This window comes from Mesorhizobium sp. WSM4847 (assembly GCF_055811335.1).
Window position 1 is genome coordinate 435237 of record NZ_JBVVPY010000001.1, and the last position, 18330, is coordinate 453566.

The following is an 18330-nucleotide window of genomic DNA, read 5'->3' on the forward strand; positions in this document are numbered from 1 at the left end:
GGTGACCTTTCCAGGCTATATCCCTGCTCGACCATCTCTTTCAGCGCACGCCAGTCACGTAGCGTGGCGTTTCACATCCCCGGGTTGCGGCGTGGACCGTCAAGCTGCCGTTCAAGGGAATGTAATCGCTGAACCAGCGCTTGATGTACTCGCCCTTGTATCCGAGCGCGATGGCAAAGTCGCGATGGCCGTAGCGGTAGTAGTGCATCATGATGTGCTACAGCATCGGCATCGGACCGATCTCGACCATCGGCTTGGGACGGCTCTCTCCTTGGCCAGCAGTGGCCCAAATCCCCCCGCGAGGATACCCACTTTCATAAAGTCTTCCCCACCAACAAACACGGGTCTCGAACGCCCATGAGTTCTGTTACCATGGGCGTTCGGCGTTCAACAACGCGAGCGAACGGATGATGGAAGCGCACCAATGTGGACCATTAGGCGGACCTTCAGCACCATGCTTGATCGTCAACTGCGACTGCGACTTAGGCCGTTTGAGATAGGCGACTGGTCAGCGTCGGCTGTCATTGTTGCGCCGCATCCGGATGACGAGACGCTGGGTTGCGGTGGCGTTGTGGCCAAAAAGATTGCCTCGGGCGCCCAGATCCGTTTTGTTTTCGTCACCGATGGCGCCGCGTCTCATCGCCACCTTATGCATCCTGAAACCTTGCGGACGACACGCGAGGCCGAAGCCATAGAAGCAGTTCATCGTCTGGGCGCATCATCCGAAAGTGTTACATTCTTACGCCTTCCAGACGGGGCGGCCAATCATCACGTTCATGAGATAACAGATGCGGTCGTGTCGATGCTCAACTCATGGCGGCCGCAGAGCGTTTTCGTGAACCATGCAAAGGATCCGACTTCCGATCATGTCGCCGTCAATGCAGCAGTTCGCGCGGCGCTTCGTGCCTATGGTCGCCCTGTCACGGTATTCGAGTATCCAGTCTGGTATTGGTACCATTGGCCATGGACAAGTCTGTGGGGCGATTTGCCGAATATGTGGCGTGTTACTTTGCGGCAGACGATCAAGACGGCGGCAGGGCTGCGGGCGCCGTCCACGCTCAATAGCCTCGCCTATGTTGGCGATGTTATCGGCGTAAAGCGTGAAGCGCTGGCGGCGCATGCGTCGCAGATGCAGCGCCTGGAGAACCAAGATGAATGGCGGACGCTGTCGGACTTGTCGGGGGGAGATTTCGTCGGGCGGTTGCTGGCCGACTACGAAATGTTCACACGCTACGAAATCAACATTTAGCATGTTCGGCCGCCTGATCGCGGTCCTGATGATCGGGTACACCCTCGCAAGTTGCGACGCCGCTCAGGGACAGGGACCTGCCGAAGAAATTCTAGAGTCGGGTCTTGTTTTTGAACGCAAAGAGATTGCCCCCTATTCAGGAGACGTAAAGCTTGTTGGCGATATAGACGGCGATAGTCGACTAGATTTCGTTCTTGGCGGCTTCCCCGAGGATGCGATGTCTTGGTGGCGGTGGCCCGATCTGGTTCACACCGTAATCGCGAGGCCCCGCGTCGAGTTCACCACCGACGGCGTGCTTGCCGACATCGATGGGGACGGTGATCCCGACATCGTCACGGCCGATGGGCCCGATGCTGTCAATCTCGTCTGGTTCGAGAACCCGCGGCCGAATGGTAACCCGACCCACGGTCCCAGCTGGAAGCGTCGGGAAATCGGTGCAGTCGGCAGCTGGGGCAAAGACATCAAGGCGGCTGATTTCGACGGGGACGGCCTCGTTGATATCGTCGTTCGGGCGCCTGGCGAAGTGATGATTTTCTTCCAAGAAAGCCCCAGCTCCTGGACCCGCGTGGGCTTGTTCTTCTTCAACCTTGGCGAAGAGGGAATGGCAATCGGTGATATTGACGGCGATGCTGATGTCGATCTCGTCCTGCACGGAGTATGGGCGTCGAATCCAGGCGCAGCGGCAGCACGCGATGCAGCACTATGGCGCAGCTACGAGCTTGGTCCGTTCAATCCTGCATTCAAGGCGCTTGTCACCGACCTTGACCAGGACGGCCGCGCCGACATTCTGACTTCAAGTTCCGAGCACACTGACGACGTCGCCTGGTTCCAGCCCCTCGCCGGACCGACGGGCCGCTGGATCCGCCATGTCATTCAGCCTTCTGTCGCGGGCGCCCATACGCTGCAGGCCGCCGACATGGACGGAGACGGGGACAACGATGTCGTTGTCGGGCAGATGCATACGACCGAGGAGCGCAAGCTCGCGATCCATTACAATATCGACGGGCGAGGAACGCGCTGGGCCCGTCAAGTGATCGACGATGTGGGTCTCCACAACGGCGTCGTCGCCGATGTCGACAGGGACGGCGATTTTGACATCTATGGGGCGAACTGGGTGGGCAACCCGCCTGTCAGAGTGTGGATCAATCGGCTGGATCCGCCTGCATCGGTCCGCCTCGACCGCTGGACCTATCATCGCATCACGAACGGGCACGTCCGCTCCTTTGGGATCGCTTTTTCCGCCATGGATGGTGATGATCTCACTGACATCATCTCGGGTCCGTTCTGGTACCGTCAACCGTCCGAAGCCTGGAACACAGAATGGGAACGGACCCCGCTTGCCGAGGGTGTGGACGCGGTCGCAGCCCTGGATCTCGATGGTGACGGGCGCGGGGAGGTCATAGCACAGCGCGGCGGAGGCAGGGCGCTGCACCTGGTGTGGCTCCATGCCGAGGACATTGAAGCGCGCCGCTTTGAAGAGCACGGGATTGGAGAGGTTCCCGCCGCCAGTCATGAGCTCGGCTCTCAGGGCCATGCGCTAGCCCAGGTCGTAAAAGGTGGGAAGCCGGAGCTGGCGGTCTCGAGTGGCGGTGGGGTTTTCTATTTTAAGATTCCTGACGATCCGACAGTCGAGCCATGGCCGCGCACCCGCATCTGCGCCGAAGCGTCTGATGAAGGGATCGCATTCGCCGATATCGATGGCGACGGTCTACTTGACCTTGTCGCCACGACCGGCGATGCAAAGACGGTCGCATGGTGGCGCAATCCAGGTGACGGCTCGCCAGACTGGGAGCTTCGGCATGTTGGAAAAATTCCTGAAATGGTCTATCCCGACCGCGTCGCGGCCGCCGATCTTGATGGCGATGGACGTGCGGACATCGTCGTGACCGAGGAAAATGGCAAAGCCGACAGCGCTAAGGCGTATTGGTGGCACAACCCCGGCGACAGCTCCTCCGACTGGGAGCAACACGAAATCACCTCGCGCGGTTCCCTTAATAGCCTTTCAGTGTCCGATATGACTGGGGACGGCAGGCCGGATCTTATCATGGGCGAGCATCGCGGCGCACTTCGCCTCTCGAGCTGGCATAATCTGGGTGGGGGACGGTTCATCGAGCAGCTGGTCGGCGAAGGGATGGAAAGCCATCTGGGAGCAAGGACGGTCGACCTCGACGGTGACGGAGATCTCGACATCGTGTCGATCGCATGGGACGCATTCGAAGCGATCCATGTCTGGCGGAATGACGCGGTCGGCAAGGATGCTGATGGCGACCAAAAGGCCCGCTGACGGGGAGGGGTGAGCATCGGCCGGCGCCGCATGAACCGTAGCGACCTCGTCCGGCACCACCTGTTTACACGGCTGCGCGGGCGCTCATGCCTCGACGCTCAAGTCCGGGAAAAATGCGATGCGCTGAATGAATTCAACCGCTCGACGTGTTAAACTATTCGACGTTGTCGCTAGCAGGTTGACCAAGCCAGTGCGCAAGTCCGGCCGCTCATGCCTTTACGACGTTGTCGGTGCGTGACTGACTACGCGCACAAGCATTTCTGGTATCGAGCACCAGCTTTGCGTGCTTGGTGATGTTCTGCCAATCAATCGCATCATGATCTGTCGAGATGACAACGGCATCATACGATGCCAAACTGCTAGCGCAGATATCCACAGAGGAGCGACCTGCCAGGGTGGCGTACTCTCTTGTTCCGGGTATCTCCGGTACGTAGGGGTCGTGGTAATCAACGACTGCCCCGCGTCGCTCCATGATGTCGATCAGCTTCAACGATGGGCTTTCTCGTGTGTCACCCACGTTTTTCTTGTAGGACATCCCGATCACCAAGATCCGCGAACCGCTCAGGCCGCGGCTGGCTCGCCGGTCCAAGGCCTCCACAAGGCGGTCAACCACATAATGCGGCATGTTCGTGTTGATTTCACCGGCAAGCTCAATGAAGCGTGTTGTTACTTCGTACTCTCTTGCCTTCCAGGTCAGGTAGAATGGGTCGATCGGGATGCAGTGCCCGCCGAGGCCGGGGCCTGGATAAAACGCCATATATCCGAACGGCTTGGTCTTGGCGGCTTCGATCACCTCCCAGACGTCGATGCCCATCCTGTCAAAAATCACCTTTAGCTCATTGACCAACGCAATGTTCACAGAGCGAAATATGTTCTCGGTCAGCTTCACAGCCTCTGCCGTTGCGGTGGAGGCCACGGGAACGGTTTGCACGATGATCTGGTCGTACAGTTCCTTGGCAACCTGTAGGGACGATGGGTCGTCGGCGCCTATCACCTTTGCAACTGTGGCGGTGGTGTGTACGTCGTTGCCTGGGTCCACCCGTTCGGGCGAATAGGCGAGAAAAAAGTCCTTTCCTAGAGAAAGATTCGTCGCCTCGAGCAGCGGCTGCACGACCTCTCGCGTCGTTCCTGGCCAAGTCGTCGACTCCAGAACGACAAGTTGACCAGGGCGCAGCCGCTCCGCGATCGCACTTGCGCTGTTTTCGACGAACGACAGATTCGGCTCCCGGTTTTTGGTAAGCGGCGTTGGCACCGCTATCAAGATCGCGTCGGGTTCGCTTAGGTCGGCGAAATCGCTGGTGGCCCGAAACCGCTTGCTGTCGACAGCCACTTTGATGGCAGCACCAGGCAAATGATCTATGCCGGTTTCTCCGCGGTTAAGAAGTGCAACCCGAGACGCGTCGATGTCGAAACCGATGACTTTGAACCCCGCGTCCAGCGAGATCATGGCGAGCGGCAAACCAACGTAGCCGAGGCCCATGATCCCAATGGTGTAGTCGCGCGTTCGGATGCGGTTAAGCAGTTCCTGAAGGTCGGGAGCAGTCTGCATGAGATGCTGGCACTTTCGCTTCAATGTCGACAATAAAGGATCGCCTCAATTACCGCGGGGAAGCAGTTCACAGCAATCAGCAAAATGTATGCGCTTAGCCAACCCCACAGCTGAAAATAGCATGGATTGCACCATTGGGAGAACAGCCGAAATGCTTACCCCAAGCCACGTTGTCAAATAAACCTTGCGCTGCCACATTTAACTTTCAAGCGACGTAAAGGATCTGGGAGCCACCTGCGCTCGCGAGATCGAAGATGCCGCGTTTGGCGAAGGGACGCACATTGCGTCAGTCGATTAAACTGTTCGGTTGAGGTGGGGATTATGACGCAATCGATCCTGGTAACTGGTGGAGCGGGCAATATTGGCAGTGCCCTCACTCGCGCGTTGGTCAAGCTACCTCAGACCCAGGTGGTCGTCGCTGACAACCTGTCGACCGGAAGTCGAGACAAGGTACGAATAGACGCGGGCAATCTGACCGTAGTAAAGGCGGATGCAAACGATTTCGACGACATCTCATCGTTGTTCTACCGCTTCCATTTCACCCACGTCTTCCACTTCGCAGCCGTGGTCGGTGTGCAGCGGACTTTGGCAAATCCGTTGCTCGTGCTGCGCGACATCACCGGTATCGAGAACGTGCTGAGGCTATGCAAGAACACCGGCGCCGAGCGTGTCTACTTCGCTTCGTCATCGGAGGTATATGGCGAGCCTTTCGAGATTCCTCAAAACGAGAGCACCACGCCGCTTAATTCACGTCTGCCGTATGCAGTGGTGAAGAATGTTGGAGAGGTCTATCTGCGCACTTTTCAGCGTGAGTTTGGACTGCCATTTACCATTTTTCGCTTCTTCAACACCTACGGACCACGTCAGAGCGAGGATTTCGTTCTGCCGCGATTTGTGCGTGCCGCCCTGCGCGGCGAGCCCCTGACGATTTACGGGGACGGTTCGCAGACACGCACCTTCTGCTATGTCGACGACACGGTTGACGCTTGCATCGCGGTTCATCGGACGCGCGCGCACGAGAACGAAGTGATCAACGTGGGCAGCGACGTGGAAATGAGCATTCGACAGCTGGCCGAGTTTGTCATCGAAGTGCTGGGCTCGTCATCGAAGTTGGAATTCGGACCGCCCCTTGCGGAGGGCGACATGACGCGCCGCTGTCCTGACACGAACAAGATGAAGGCTATATTGAACCGCCCCCTGGTGCCGCTCGAAGAGGGCATTCGCCGCCTCGCCGACCACCTCTCCCGACCGGAAGACCGCCCTGCACTTAGAAGAGTCGCCTGAACGAGCTGACGGTGGGGAGTGACATGAAGCTCGTATACGTCGGTCAGCCGTACGATAGACTTTTTCCGCCTGTTCAAAACTCAATCGGGCTGATCGTCTACAATACGGCGCTGCGGCTCGGCGAAGGCCTGCAGATTACGCTCTATGGCAAGCATTATCGAGACGATACGGTGCCCGCGGACCTGCCGTTCGCGGTGCGGCGGGCTCCGGCGCGGCGTGACCACGCGCTGCAGCGGGTCATCCACCAGTTTCCGCGTCTGGCGCGCTGGTTGTGGCTGGATCGGAAGGCCGATGACCACTCGCAATATCGTAACAAGGTTCGTCGCTACCTCGCCGTCGATCAACCAGATATCGTCCATTTGATGAATTACTGGAAATGGTGCCGGGAACTGAAGGCAGCCAGCTCATCTCATCGGCTCGTGCTTGAGATGCAGTGTGAGTGGCTGTCACAGCGTGACCGCGATCAGGTGGCCCGTCAGCTCAAGGTGGTGGATGCGGTGGTCGCCGTCAGCGACCACATCGCAAGGACCTTTCGTTCTGCATTCCCGGACTATCCTGGCGTCGTTGCCACTGTCGGTAACGGCGTGGACGTTTCTTACTTTCGGCCGAGCGAGCAGCGGGCTTCCGCATCCACCAGAACCCGACGTGTTATCCTGTTCGTTGGGCGGGTGTCGCCAGAGAAGGGGCTTCACACACTGATCGAGGCCTTCAGTGAGGTTGCGGCCAGGTTCGCGGACGTGGAACTTCGGATCGCAGGGCCGCATTCGCCGCTTCCGGTGGACTTCGTGACCAGCCTCTCGTCGGATCCGCGGGTTACCGCGTTGAGCCGTTTCTACGATCGCTGGGGCAATTGCAAATATCGGGAACACTTAGAGGAACTCATCGAGAGCCACGGGTTACGTGATCGAGTTCACTTCGTGGGCAACGTGCCCCACAAGGACCTCGTAGCGACGTACCATGAGGCCGACATTGTGGTGAATCCGTCACTCAGCGAGAGCTTCGGAATATCGGTCGTGGAGGGCATGGCCTGCGGGATACCGGTGGTGGGAACGCGCGTGGGCGGGATGTGTGAATCCATTCTAGCTGGCAGCACCGGGATGCTGGTCGAAGTCGATGCTCCTGGCGAGCTCGCCCAGGCATTGATCACGATGCTGGAGGATACGGTCCGGGCAAGCGAAATGGGAAACGAAGGGCGCAAGCGTGCCGTCGAGCTGTATTCGTGGGAGGCGCGCGCAGAACGGCTCAAGTCCGTCTATCAGAAACTGCGCCCAGGCACGCGGGTCCATGTTTCCACAAAGATCGTGAGCCATTGAGCCTTAGCGGTGGGCGGCGATCGCCAAGTGCCTCGCAGCTTGTAGGCCGATGTGATGCGCATGCGGCGACCCTCAGTGTAGCGCTCAACCCGGTGAGCGTATCGGTCTACGGCCAACCCATGTCGGATTGGAATGGGCCCGTCAGGCCCGCCGTTCTCTTCCCTAACGGCCGTCAGGTGCACCCAGCCCAAAAGGCGGAGTGAAGGAGGCCGAGTGAACCTGGCTGTAACGCTCCGCAATCTGTTCTCCAAATCGCAACGCATTGCTGGTGGCGAGGCGGGTGGCCTCAGGATCGTAACGCGAGGCGGCGACCCAGATTTTGCGCGGGGCGCCTACGAGCCGCCGGTCCAGCAGCTACTTGCATCGAACCTGAACGCAGGTGACGTATTCTACGACATCGATTGCGGCGCGCCCGCGTGGGGGCGGCAGGGCGCGTCTACGCATTTGAACCGGTGCCGCAAAGCGCTGCCGCGATTGAGCAGAGCGCTCGGCCCAACAGGTTCGACACCATCTGTGTGTTCGCCGAAGCGGTCGGTCCTAAGTGCGCACCGCCCACAGGTGATCTATGAGCTCGACGACGCCAGGCGCGAGGGCTTCAGCGCAAGGCCCGGGCGATCGCGTCGTTTATGGCATCGATGGACTATGTGTAACCATTCTGCCCGCTTCCTACGCCAATGGGAACTGGCACGTCGAGCATGTGCTGGCGGTCCGGCGAGCGAAACCGCGTCTATCCGACGGGCGGAGCCGTCGGCTTCGACCGAGGTCGTCTTCAAACATGGGCACCGGCCCAACGACAGCCGAACTATGCAGTGCGGAGGATCGGCAGCCGCATATGAATCGCGCGTTTCTCAACAAGATGCCAGCTGAGAAAGCCCGCGCAGACTGCTATAGGCAAGGTCAAGATCGTTAGCTGCATAGGCGTGATTGCCGGAACATACATGATCAGTAGCTTCTGAATCGGCCATGCGTAGAGATACACGCCGTACGATATATCATTCCTTCGGTTAATCGAATTCAAGACGCTGTTCTCGTTTAGAAACGCCAAATACAGGACCAGATAACCTCCAAATACGCCCACTGCGAGGGGCGCTAGCCGTTCCAAGCACATCCCGCCTATGAGAAGGATACAGCACAAAAGCGCTACCCGATTGCTCCTCCTCACATTCTCCTTGAGCAGCTGAAACAACGCCCCAATGGAAAATATCATCGTAAAACGTACGGCATCGTCCACGTTACCGATGGGCTCAAAGTTTCCAAGGTCGTAGCGGAAGTAGACACCTTGCGAAATGGAACTAACGAGGATTATGGCCAGTGACACTGACATGATCGAAAAGACAAGCGTGGCGCGACCGAGACAGAATACCACAATTGCCACAAGCACATAACAGCGAAACTCGTATGCAATAGTCCATAGTGATCCATTAACATCTGGTGCATGGGACCCGGCAAACGCCGATCCTACCTGCGCCGGGTTCAGCAAGAGCGCCATTTTGGAAAGCTTAGCCGCCCACTGGCTCGGAGATAGTTCATCAAAGTCACCACCTCCAAGCCAAAATACCAGACTAATGCTGATCAAGTATGCCGCAACAAAACCCGGAACTATACGAAGTACACGTCTGGACATAAAGGCGTAGATGCTGCTTCGCATCGCGCTGTCGAGCACGAGGAAGCCACTAATGAAGAAGAAGCCGTAAACAGCTACCTGGCCGGAGGTCAACGTACCGAAGATGTTCTTCAGCACCTCACGATTCGAGTTCCCATCTATAAGTTCCGGCGAGTGGGATATAATAACAAGCGACGCAAAGAATAGCCGGAAGAAGCTTAGAGCGTTGGGCCTTCGTAAGTCGAAATCACTCATTTGATAGCCTTCGAGAAGTGACCTCTTGCGTCGGGCATTGCGATCTCAGCAAGGAGACCCGTTTTTGGGCAGAGCGCGTCAAAGTGAGCTTAGAGGCCGCCGATGGGCATTGTAAGTTCGTCCTTTGAGAGCCGAATTCATCCTTTCGAAGGTACGTGCCTCACGACCTAGTGGATTGATTCCAACGTTTGGAACCCGCGGTTTCGGGCGGCGATGATGTCATCGGGGTTGGCTTCCAGATGAATGGTCGCGGGTTCTCGGCATTGTATTCGCGGATGAAGCGGTGGATGGCGGCCTGAAGATCGCGACACTGCTGGCTGAGGCCGGTCAACCTGCAACGGATCGACGTCGATGGAGTGGTAAAGTCAGGCCGTCAGCCGCAAAGGGTGGGTCGCCGAATGCCACCGCCTGAATCTACCGAGCGTCCGTCCACCCGCTCATCCGGAAAATCGCAAGGTACTGGTTTCACGTCATATTAGATTGTGAGTCAGACTCTAAGGCATCTGGCCTTTGGACTTTCCGGGTAGTCCCCATCACAGTTTCCTCGGTAATGGCGCGCGGCTGCATGGGAGGCGGTGCCACAAACAGCCTGGCGAGGCGTTGGTAGATGCCGAGGTCACCAGCGAAAGGACGCTCAAGCAGATGATAGGTTGCGAAACCCACGCCTACCGCCGCCGCCATGGTGGCGGGCGCGAGCAGGGCGCGAGCCGCGTCGTTCAACTCTAGCCGATTGGCAAGGGCGATGACCGCCGCGATAAAGAAATAGTGTGACAGATATATCGAATAACTTGCGTCACCCGCACGTTGCATCAGTGGAGAGCCGATCCTTGTCCCTGATTGCTCCAGCCCGACTACTCCCGCCACAATCAAGCCGGATGCGATGCCGAACCTCAGGAAGGTATCGGTCGGTGGCGAGACGGGGACGTCGCCGAAACCGATGACTTCCCCTCCAAAAGCGAGCCAAGAGACCCCGGCGGCGAGGCATACCCACCACCTCATGGGATTTCTGGCGGTGCGCGCCGAATCGTGGAAGTAGCTCGCCGCCAGCACTCCCAATACGAAATCCATCAGGATTGGCCGCGTATAGAAAAAAGCCGCGACCCCATAATCGGAAAGACCGCCAATGCTGTTTCCGATACCGGCAAGAGAGACGATAACAGCGGTGATCGCCATGAGCCTGGCGCGTTTGGGCAACAACAACGCGACTGCAAAAATGCTGTAAAAAAACATTTCGTAGTTCAAAGTCCAACCAAGGTAGTAAATTGGGTAAAGGCTATCTGGCGTTTTCTCAAACGGAATAAAAACTAGAGATTTTGCGATTTGAGAAACTTCTATTTGAGTGCTGTTTAAAACATCAGGCATGGTCGCGCTCAAAATCACTATAAGAATTGTGAAAAACGCGTACAGAGGGGCCACCCTAAGGATACGCTTCCTGTAGAATTGAATGGGCCGTATGTTTTTATTTTGTGTCGTGCGGACCATGATGAATCCACTTATGACGAAAAATAGGTCCACACCTCCGTATCCAAAACTCCTGAGCCAATGCGGAAGGACGTCGGTCACGATCAGTTCCTGGGTATGAACCCAGACCACCAAAGTCGCGGCGATCGCCCGCATGACCTGAACATTGAAAACCATACCGGAAGGGTTCCCGACTTCAACGTGGGCTTGGGCTTTCCATTTTCCTCTCGTCGCTGCCTACAAGGCGGGCGCTCCAGTCAACCTAGACCGGATCGACATCGGTGGGATCACAGACGCAAAGCGCAAGCCGCAACGTCGCCGAATTATGCCACAATGATCTCCGCTGAGAGACCGAGCTTGCATGCGGCCTGGGCAACTTCGTCTCGATAGAGCGGATTCATCACGACGATAGACTGGAGGGGCTTGCCGCGCAGGCTCTCGGGACCAACCACCGGTGTCCCGGTGCCAGGAGCAAAGCGCCCCTGCTTGTGCGGGTTGACGTCGACCAGCGCCCCAATCCGCGCCCCTTCAGGAACGATGTTGACGAATGTAATGCCCTTTGATCCCGCACCCCAGACAACGGTCTGCTCCGGGTCCCGTGTTGCAAGGTAGTTGCGCCACCAGGCGACCTTGTCGCGATAGGTCTGGTCGAAGCGGCGGACCAACGCATCAATCTTTCCAGGCCTGGAAGAATCGGCCGTCATCCCGGTTTCGACAGGCTTGGCTTCGATGAAGAGGTACTGGTCACCGAACGACGCGCCCTGGTCCAGCACCTCGAAGCCTGCTGTCTGCATTGCTGCCCGCAGCGAGTGAGGCGTAAAATAGGAAACGTGCTCGTAGATCAGATCCCAGATTCCCATGTCGCGCAATGTATAGAGGGCATTAGGCACCTCGATGTAAAATACGGTGCTCGGCTCAACGCCTGGATGGGAGCGAAGCCCCTGCAGGAAGGCGATCGGGCTGGCTATGTGCTCCAGGACGTGACGGCAGGAGACGAAGTCAGGCTTGACGTCCGGATAGGCATCGCTGAACCAGTCATTGATGAACTCGACGCCGGCGACGTCGTCGCCCCGATTCTCTTCGAAGCTCCTGTCGAAACCAATGCCTCTGGCGCCGCTGGTTGAGCAAAGCCGTTTGAGGAAATCACCCTTGCCGCAACCGATATCGACGACCAATTTTCCGTCAAGTGCGTAGGCAGTGGACAGGCGACCCGCTAGATCCTCGACAAAGCCCACGAAGCGTGGCGAGAAATGCAGGGAGTTCTCGTAATTCTGCGTATAGCCGATCCGACCATCTTCGAACGCCGCGTTGAAGAAATGTTCACAACTGCGGCAAAACGCGAGGACGAATTGGCCAGTCGGCGCAGCAATGGCCGAGTCTGAGTCAGGGTGCAGGGAATTGCACGAAAACGGAATGGCTTCGAATGATACCGAGTGCAGCAGATCGTTGCGCCGACAGACCGGACAATCGCCGCGAAGGCGGATCGAATTCGTCACCGGTTCACGCGTCTCGGCGCAGGCAGCGCTTCGGGCTTGCACGGTCACACGATCCGCGGGTTCGGCACGGGCACGATGAATTTTCCGCCCCGGGTTCGATATTCAGCCTGTTGTTCCATGATTTCATCGAGGAAGTTCCAGGCCAGCACCAGAACATAGTCAGGTTGCACCTCCAACAGAGCTTCCGTGGGACGGATAGGAATTTTCTGACCGGGCATGTGCTTGCCCTGTTTGTGAATGTTGCGATCTACGACGAAGTCGATCACATCGCGTCCGATGCCAACTGTATTGATCAAGGTGGCGCCTTTGGCCGCCGCTCCATAGGCAGCAATTGAGGCGCCGCTGGCTTTCAGCCGGTGCAGCAATGTGGAGAGCTCGACCTTCAGTTTGTCGACCGTCGCGGAAAAATCGAGATAGTAATCGATTGCGTCGATCCCTCGTGCTCTTTCATGAGCGATCTGGTTGGTGACGCTCGCTCCGACATGTTCCCGCATTTCGACATACAGGCGAAGTGAACCGCCATGAATCGACAAGTGTTTTATCTCGTTGAGATAAAGGCCATGGCGTCGAAACAGCTTGTCCAATGCCGTCACAGAAAAATAGCAGAGGTGCTCATGGTAGATCGTGTCGAATTCGCAATGATCGATCATTGGTTCGACATATGGCGCCTCGATCACCGCAACGCCGTCGTCCTTGAGCAATCGCGCAATGCCTGCAACAAAGCCATTGGTGTCGGCCACGTGGGCGAGGACGTTGTTTGCGTGAATGACGTCGGCTCGCATCTCCTGCTGGCGAAGCTTCTCCGCCAGTTCGCGGGAGAAAAAAGCCAGGCGTGTCGGCACGCCTATTTTTTCCGCAGCGGCGGCAGGTCCTTCGGCCGGGTCGATGCCGAGTACTGGTATCCCCGCCTCGACATAGTTCTTCAGGAGATAGCCGTCGTTACTCGCCAACTCGACCACAAAGCTGCTGGCGTCCAATTTACGACGCTCGATCAAGTCACGCGCATTGTCTCGGGAATGCCTCAGCAGCGCTTGCGAGAACGAGGAGTAGTAGGGATAGGCATCGGCAAACAGAATCCTGGGGTTCACCGTTTCCGTGATCTGCACCAAGCTGCAATCACCACAGAAGGCGACACTGAGCGGAAAGACAGGTTCCTCCTCGCCATCGTCGATGCTCGACGGAAGCCGATCGGCAAGCGGCGTCGTGCCGAGCTTCAGGAAAGTGTCGATGTGACTTCCGCCGCAGGAGCGGCAAACCTGCTCGGTTACAGAGGCTGCACCAGCAATCATCATGGCCATGGCTCCCGGCTGTGTTTGTTCAAACCGCTACCGCTAACTGCGGAGTGCGGCGCAGATCGGTATCCAGTTCACCATCTTGGATCAGCTTCTGCACATGGGCGATGCGCTTGAACCGCTCGCCCTCGAAATCCCCAAGTGCAAGGCCTGCCGCTCGAAATGTGTGATAGAGCTGTTCGATACCCCGCCGCGCTGTCCATTGCGGCTTAAACCCGTGCAGGCGGCGACCGATATAGGTGCAGTCGACGCGATAGCACCGTTTGTCGGGCCCGGCGTCGGGCGCGAACTTCACCCGGCTGTCGGGAACGATCGTTTGCACCAACTCCGCGATCTCTCGAATCTGATAGTTTTCCGTGGTCAAGCCGACATTGAATGCCTCGTTGTGGACCAGCTCTCGCTCGGCTTCGAGTACCGCGATGTAAGCCAGCGCGATGTCCTCCACATGGACGATCGGACGCCATGGCGAGCCGTCGCTCTTGAGATAGACCAGGCCGGTCGTGTAGGCCCAGGCGGTCAGGTTATTGACCACGAGATCGAAGCGGATGCGAGGCGACAGGCCGTAGGCAGTGGACGCACGCAGGAATGTCGGACTGAACGATTGATCCGCCATCGGGGCGACCGCTCGCTCCACATTCGCCTTCGAGGCGCCGTAAGGCGTAACCGGGTTGAAGGGAGCATCTTCAGTTAGAAAGCTGTCGCCTGCCGCGCCGTAATTGCTGCAAGAGGAGGCATATAGGAACCGCCGGACACCGGCGGCCTTGGCGAGTTGCGCGAGCCTGACCGAAGCGCCGCAGTTGATTTCCTCGGTAAGCTGGGGTCGGTAGTCCCCCAACGGATCGTTTGACAGTCCGGCGAGATGGATGATCGCGTCGAAACCGGCGACGTCGTCGATTTCGACGTCACGGATGTCTTTCTCGATCGTCGGCACATCGGCCAACGTTCCTACGAAAGTGCATGACCGGAAGATGTCGCTGTCCAGGCCCGTGACGTCATGGCCGCGTTCAAGCAGCATCGGAGTCAGGACGGAACCGATGTAGCCGAGGTGGCCTGTAACCAGAACTTTCATCGATCAATTCCCATGTTTTCCAGGGCGCTTGCCCGCTGTCCCACAATTTCTGAAGGAGATGCTTTTCGCGGATGGTGTCCATGCATTGCCAGAAGGATTCGTGGCGATATGCCATCAGTTGGCCGTCAGTCGCGAGCCGCTGCATTGGCGCGTGTTCGAACATGACATCGTCGCCATCGATATAGTCCTTTATGCCCGGCTCGAGCACGAAGAAGGCGCCATTGATCCAACCCTCTGAGGCCTGTGGCTTTTCCGTGAAGTCGACAACGCGATGGCCGTCGAATTCGATGTGCCCATAGCGTGCTGGCGGACGCACCGCCGTCATCGTTGCAAGCTTGCCATGCGATTTGTGAAAGGCGATCAGTTTATCAAGGTTGACGTCCGAAACCCCATCGCCCCAGGTGAGCATGAATGTCTCGTCGCCCATCCAGTCGATCAGGCGTTTTATGCGGCCGCCCGTCAGCGTATTCAGTCCCGTCTCCACAAGATCGACGGACCAGTCAGGCAGCGAGTTCGAGTGGCGCTTGACGCTTCCCGATGCAGCATTGACAGTCAAGCTGCCATCGAATGCGACATAGTCGCTGAACCAGCGTTTGATGTATTCGCCCTTGTATCCCAACGCGACGGCGAATTCGCGGTGACCATAGGCATAATAATGCATCATGATATGCCAAAGGATCGGCTTTGCTCCGATTTCGACCATTGGTTTCGGCCGGATCTCGGTTTCTTCCGCTAGCCGTGTTCCCAGTCCGCCAGCAAGAATTCCTACCTTCATTGTTTTCTCACCCCAATCGCCTACAGTGTTTTGCTACCATGCGCAGGTCGGGTTGAACCACACCGAAGAAGGGATGATCGGAAGCATCGATGCATGACGTCAGGCATACGATTGGCGCTATGCTCGATAGAGCGATGTGTAACCGGTCTCATCCATTCGACGTAGCAGACTGGCAGGCATCGGCGGTCATCATCGCACCCCATCCCGATGATGAAACGCTGGGATGTGGAGGGGTCGCCAGCAAGAAGCTTAGCTCGGGCGCCGATGTCCGGTTTATTTTCGTTACCGACGGCTCGGCGTCCCATGCAAATCGGGTTGACAGTGAGGCACTGCGGATCGCCCGCGAGGACGAAGCGATCGAGGCGGTTTGCCGGTTGGGCGGGTCGGCCGATCGGGTCAGGTTCCTGCGTGTTCCCGACGGGATGGCAAAGCATCATATCGGCAAGATCGCAGAGGCGATCGCTGAGTTGCTTTTCGTTTGGCAACCGCAGAGCGTGTTCGTCACCCATGCAAAAGAGCCGCCCGCGGACCATGTTGCCACCAATCGTGGCGCGCGAGGCGCGCTTCAGCTGTATGGCCGGCGCGTGACCGTGTTCGAATATCCCGTCTGGTACTGGTATCAGTGGCCGTGGGTCCGCCTGCACGATCGAGTGCCTGGCCTCAGTCGCGTCGCATTGCGGCAGACGGTCCGGACCCTTGCCGGCTTGCGCGGCGTTAAGATGTTCAACTCCCACGCTTTTATCGGCGACGTGATAGATGTAAAACGTCACGCGCTGGCGGCTCACCGGTCCCAGATGGAGCGGCCGGCGGGACTCGACGACTGGCCTATCCTGGCGGATATAGGTGGGGGCGATTGGCTGAATCGGCTGCTGAGCGAGCACGAGATGTTCACGCGATACGAGCTTAATGCGTGAACGTAGGCGGCCTGAAGCGTCTCGGGAGGAAGTCGGCGGGGCGGCCATGACCTCTTCGGGGTTCGACCCAAAGCTGCGGGGCGGCTTCGATCCCTCTGCGACTTGACTTGCGGCCCGTTTTGGATGCGCCGCCGTCCCATCCAAGACAGAGCCTCGGGTCCGTTCTGGTATCGCCGGCCGGCCGATCCCTGGCAAGGTGAATGGGAACAGGATCCGGCTCGGCGAGGGAGTGGATGCGATCGCGGCAACCGATGTTGACGACGACGGACGCGCGGAAGTGATCGCCCAGCGCGGCGGGGGCGAGACACTGAACCTGGCGTGGCTTCAGGCGCAGCAGGCGTCAGCGCGGGGCTTTGAGGAACATGCGATCGGCGAGGTGGCCGACCATGCGAAGGCCCATTGGTGGCGCAATCCCGGCGACATCAGGCAAAACTGGGAGCAGCAGGAGGCCACCTCGCGCAGCTCGCTCAACAGTCTTTCGGCGGCCGATATGAATGACGATGGCCGGCCGGACCTCGTCATGGGCGAGCACCGCGGCGCCCTGCGCCTTTCGCTCTGGCGCAATCTGGGCGGCGGGCGGTTGATCGAGCAGTTGGTCGACGAGGGTGTCGAGAGCCATTTCGGCGCCCGCACCGTCGACCTCGACGGCGACGGCGATCGTGAGATCGTCTCGATCGGGTGGGATGCCCCCCAGGCGATCCATGCTTGCGCAACGTGGCACCGTTCCATCGGACCGAGAGGCCGGGCAGGTAGGCCCAAGATGAGATGTGGCCCCACGATCGGAGTAGCGATCAGCCGGAGGGAGTAGGAGCCGGCCACCGTTGTCGGGCTCGATCCCGGGCGCACAATCTGTCACCTTCGCCGCGAGCGGCCGGGCTAGCCCGCGTCCGAAGCATCGCAGAATGGGGAAGAGCGCGTGACATTGACGGCAAGGTTCCTCGGCGCGTTCGGGCATGCGCGCGTCATTGCCAAGGGAGAGGCCGCCGGTCTCAAGCTCGTGGCGAAGAGCGCCGATCCGAACTTTGTGCGCGGCACGTACGAGCCGCCCATGCAACAGGCGATCGCGGCAAACCTGGCGCCTGGCGACGTCTTTTACGACATCGGCGCGAATATCGGTTTCTTCTGTCTCATCGCAGCGCGCCGAGTCGGGCCGCGCGGCCAAGTCTATGCGTTCGAACCAGTTCCCCGCAACGCCGCCGCTGTCGCAGAAAGTGCGCGGCTCAGTGGGTTCGGCACGATACGGGTGTTCGCCGAAGCTGCGGGCGCGACAACCGGCCGTGGGCAGCTACTGCTCGCCCACCACATCGGCGGCGCCGCGCTTGCCTCGGCGGGAGCACCGCCGGACATGAGCGGCCGCCTGGACGTCAGCATAGTCGCTATCGACGATGCCATCGCCCACCGAGGCCTCAGGCCGCCCTCGCTGGTCAAGATCGACGTGGAAGGCGCCGAAATCGACGTCCTGGGCGGTATGATGGAAACGCTGCGTGGGCACCGTCCGAAGGTGATTTATGAGGTCGACGATGCAACGCGCGAGGGACTCGACCGCAAGGCCCGAAAGATCGCGGAATTCCTGACTGCTGCAGGCTACGCATTGAAACAGTTGCCAGCCTCCTATGGTAATCGAGAATGGCAGGTAGAACACGTCTTCGCGCAACGATCTTAGTGGCGCCATGGCTGGGAATCTCATGCAAGGACAGCAAGCGTGATCAAACGGGACAAGCGAAGCGGTCGCGAATTCTGCCCGGGGCAGCGACGCGTCGATGCCTTGAACAACCTCGTACGATTT

At 58.6% G+C, this 18330-nt stretch carries 15 protein-coding genes and 1 pseudogene; 7 read left to right on the plus strand and 9 right to left on the minus strand.

The window, feature by feature from the left end; translation table 11 throughout:
* Positions 1-40 precede the first annotated feature (40 nt).
* Entirely contained in the window at positions 41-208 is a 168-nt protein-coding gene (locus AC0L28_RS02025) for a hypothetical protein (RefSeq protein ID WP_473475245.1), read from the minus strand.
* Between the two features lie 216 nt (positions 209-424).
* On the opposite strand from AC0L28_RS02025, the gene AC0L28_RS02030 reads away from it, so the two are divergent.
* Positions 425-1249: a PIG-L deacetylase family protein gene (locus AC0L28_RS02030; RefSeq protein WP_287227205.1), complete on the plus strand. Its 825-nt coding sequence runs from the start codon at positions 425-427 to the stop codon at positions 1247-1249.
* Position 1250: 1 nt separating this feature from the next.
* Positions 1251-3533, plus strand: a complete 2283-nt coding sequence (locus AC0L28_RS02035) for an FG-GAP repeat domain-containing protein (RefSeq protein WP_473475246.1) — start codon at positions 1251-1253, stop codon at positions 3531-3533.
* Between the two features lie 208 nt (positions 3534-3741).
* Here AC0L28_RS02035 and AC0L28_RS02040 read toward each other — a convergent pair whose 3' ends face one another.
* On the minus strand, positions 3742-5082 hold the full coding sequence (locus tag AC0L28_RS02040) for a nucleotide sugar dehydrogenase (protein WP_287374588.1): 1341 nt from the start codon (positions 5080-5082) through the stop codon (positions 3742-3744).
* Positions 5083-5403: 321 nt separating this feature from the next.
* Between AC0L28_RS02040 and AC0L28_RS02045 the strand changes: the two genes are divergently transcribed.
* Both AC0L28_RS02045 and AC0L28_RS02050 read left to right on the plus strand, forming a co-directional pair.
* The gene (locus tag AC0L28_RS02045; RefSeq protein ID WP_287227199.1) at positions 5404-6366 is read left to right on the plus strand and encodes an NAD-dependent epimerase/dehydratase family protein; all 963 of its coding nucleotides are present in this window, start codon (positions 5404-5406) and stop codon (positions 6364-6366) included.
* A 23-nt stretch (positions 6367-6389) separates the two neighbouring features.
* Entirely contained in the window at positions 6390-7679 is a 1290-nt protein-coding gene (locus tag AC0L28_RS02050; protein ID WP_287227196.1) for a glycosyltransferase family 4 protein, read from the plus strand.
* A gap of 802 nt (positions 7680-8481) precedes the next feature.
* Here AC0L28_RS02050 and AC0L28_RS02055 read toward each other — a convergent pair.
* The 7 genes and pseudogenes from AC0L28_RS02055 to rfbF all read right to left on the minus strand — a co-directional run bounded on the left by AC0L28_RS02055 (position 8482) and on the right by rfbF (position 15630).
* The gene (locus tag AC0L28_RS02055) at positions 8482-9537 is read right to left on the minus strand and encodes an acyltransferase family protein (RefSeq protein ID WP_287374586.1); all 1056 of its coding nucleotides are present in this window, start codon (positions 9535-9537) and stop codon (positions 8482-8484) included.
* A gap of 167 nt (positions 9538-9704) precedes the next feature.
* Positions 9705-9844: pseudogene (locus tag AC0L28_RS02060) on the minus strand (IS630 family transposase); the annotation flags it as partial.
* Between the two features lie 158 nt (positions 9845-10002).
* On the minus strand, positions 10003-11175 hold the full coding sequence (locus AC0L28_RS02065) for an acyltransferase family protein (RefSeq protein ID WP_287374584.1): 1173 nt from the start codon (positions 11173-11175) through the stop codon (positions 10003-10005).
* 146 nt (positions 11176-11321) lie between these two features.
* Positions 11322-12494, minus strand: a complete 1173-nt coding sequence (locus AC0L28_RS02070; protein WP_287374581.1) for a class I SAM-dependent methyltransferase — start codon at positions 12492-12494, stop codon at positions 11322-11324.
* A gap of 44 nt (positions 12495-12538) precedes the next feature.
* Complete coding sequence (locus tag AC0L28_RS02075) at positions 12539-13786, minus strand: class I SAM-dependent methyltransferase (RefSeq protein ID WP_473475248.1); 1248 nt, start codon at positions 13784-13786, stop codon at positions 12539-12541.
* A 25-nt stretch (positions 13787-13811) separates the two neighbouring features.
* On the minus strand, positions 13812-14855 hold the full coding sequence (locus tag AC0L28_RS02080; protein ID WP_287227182.1) for an NAD-dependent epimerase/dehydratase family protein: 1044 nt from the start codon (positions 14853-14855) through the stop codon (positions 13812-13814).
* Positions 14791-15630, minus strand: a complete 840-nt coding sequence (gene rfbF / locus AC0L28_RS02085; RefSeq protein ID WP_077381112.1) for a glucose-1-phosphate cytidylyltransferase — start codon at positions 15628-15630, stop codon at positions 14791-14793. The genes AC0L28_RS02080 and rfbF overlap by 65 nt, the downstream gene beginning before the upstream one ends.
* 89 nt (positions 15631-15719) lie before the next feature.
* Between rfbF and AC0L28_RS02090 the strand changes: the two genes are divergently transcribed.
* From AC0L28_RS02090 to AC0L28_RS02100, 3 genes are all read left to right on the plus strand, one after another.
* Positions 15720-16544, plus strand: a complete 825-nt coding sequence (locus AC0L28_RS02090) for a PIG-L deacetylase family protein (RefSeq protein ID WP_287374576.1) — start codon at positions 15720-15722, stop codon at positions 16542-16544.
* A gap of 229 nt (positions 16545-16773) precedes the next feature.
* Entirely contained in the window at positions 16774-17352 is a 579-nt protein-coding gene (locus AC0L28_RS02095) for an FG-GAP repeat domain-containing protein (protein WP_287374573.1), read from the plus strand.
* Between the two features lie 108 nt (positions 17353-17460).
* A complete protein-coding gene (locus AC0L28_RS02100; RefSeq protein ID WP_287227175.1) occupies positions 17461-18207 on the plus strand; it encodes an FkbM family methyltransferase in 747 nt (248 codons plus the stop codon).
* Positions 18208-18330: the final 123 nt, after the last annotated feature.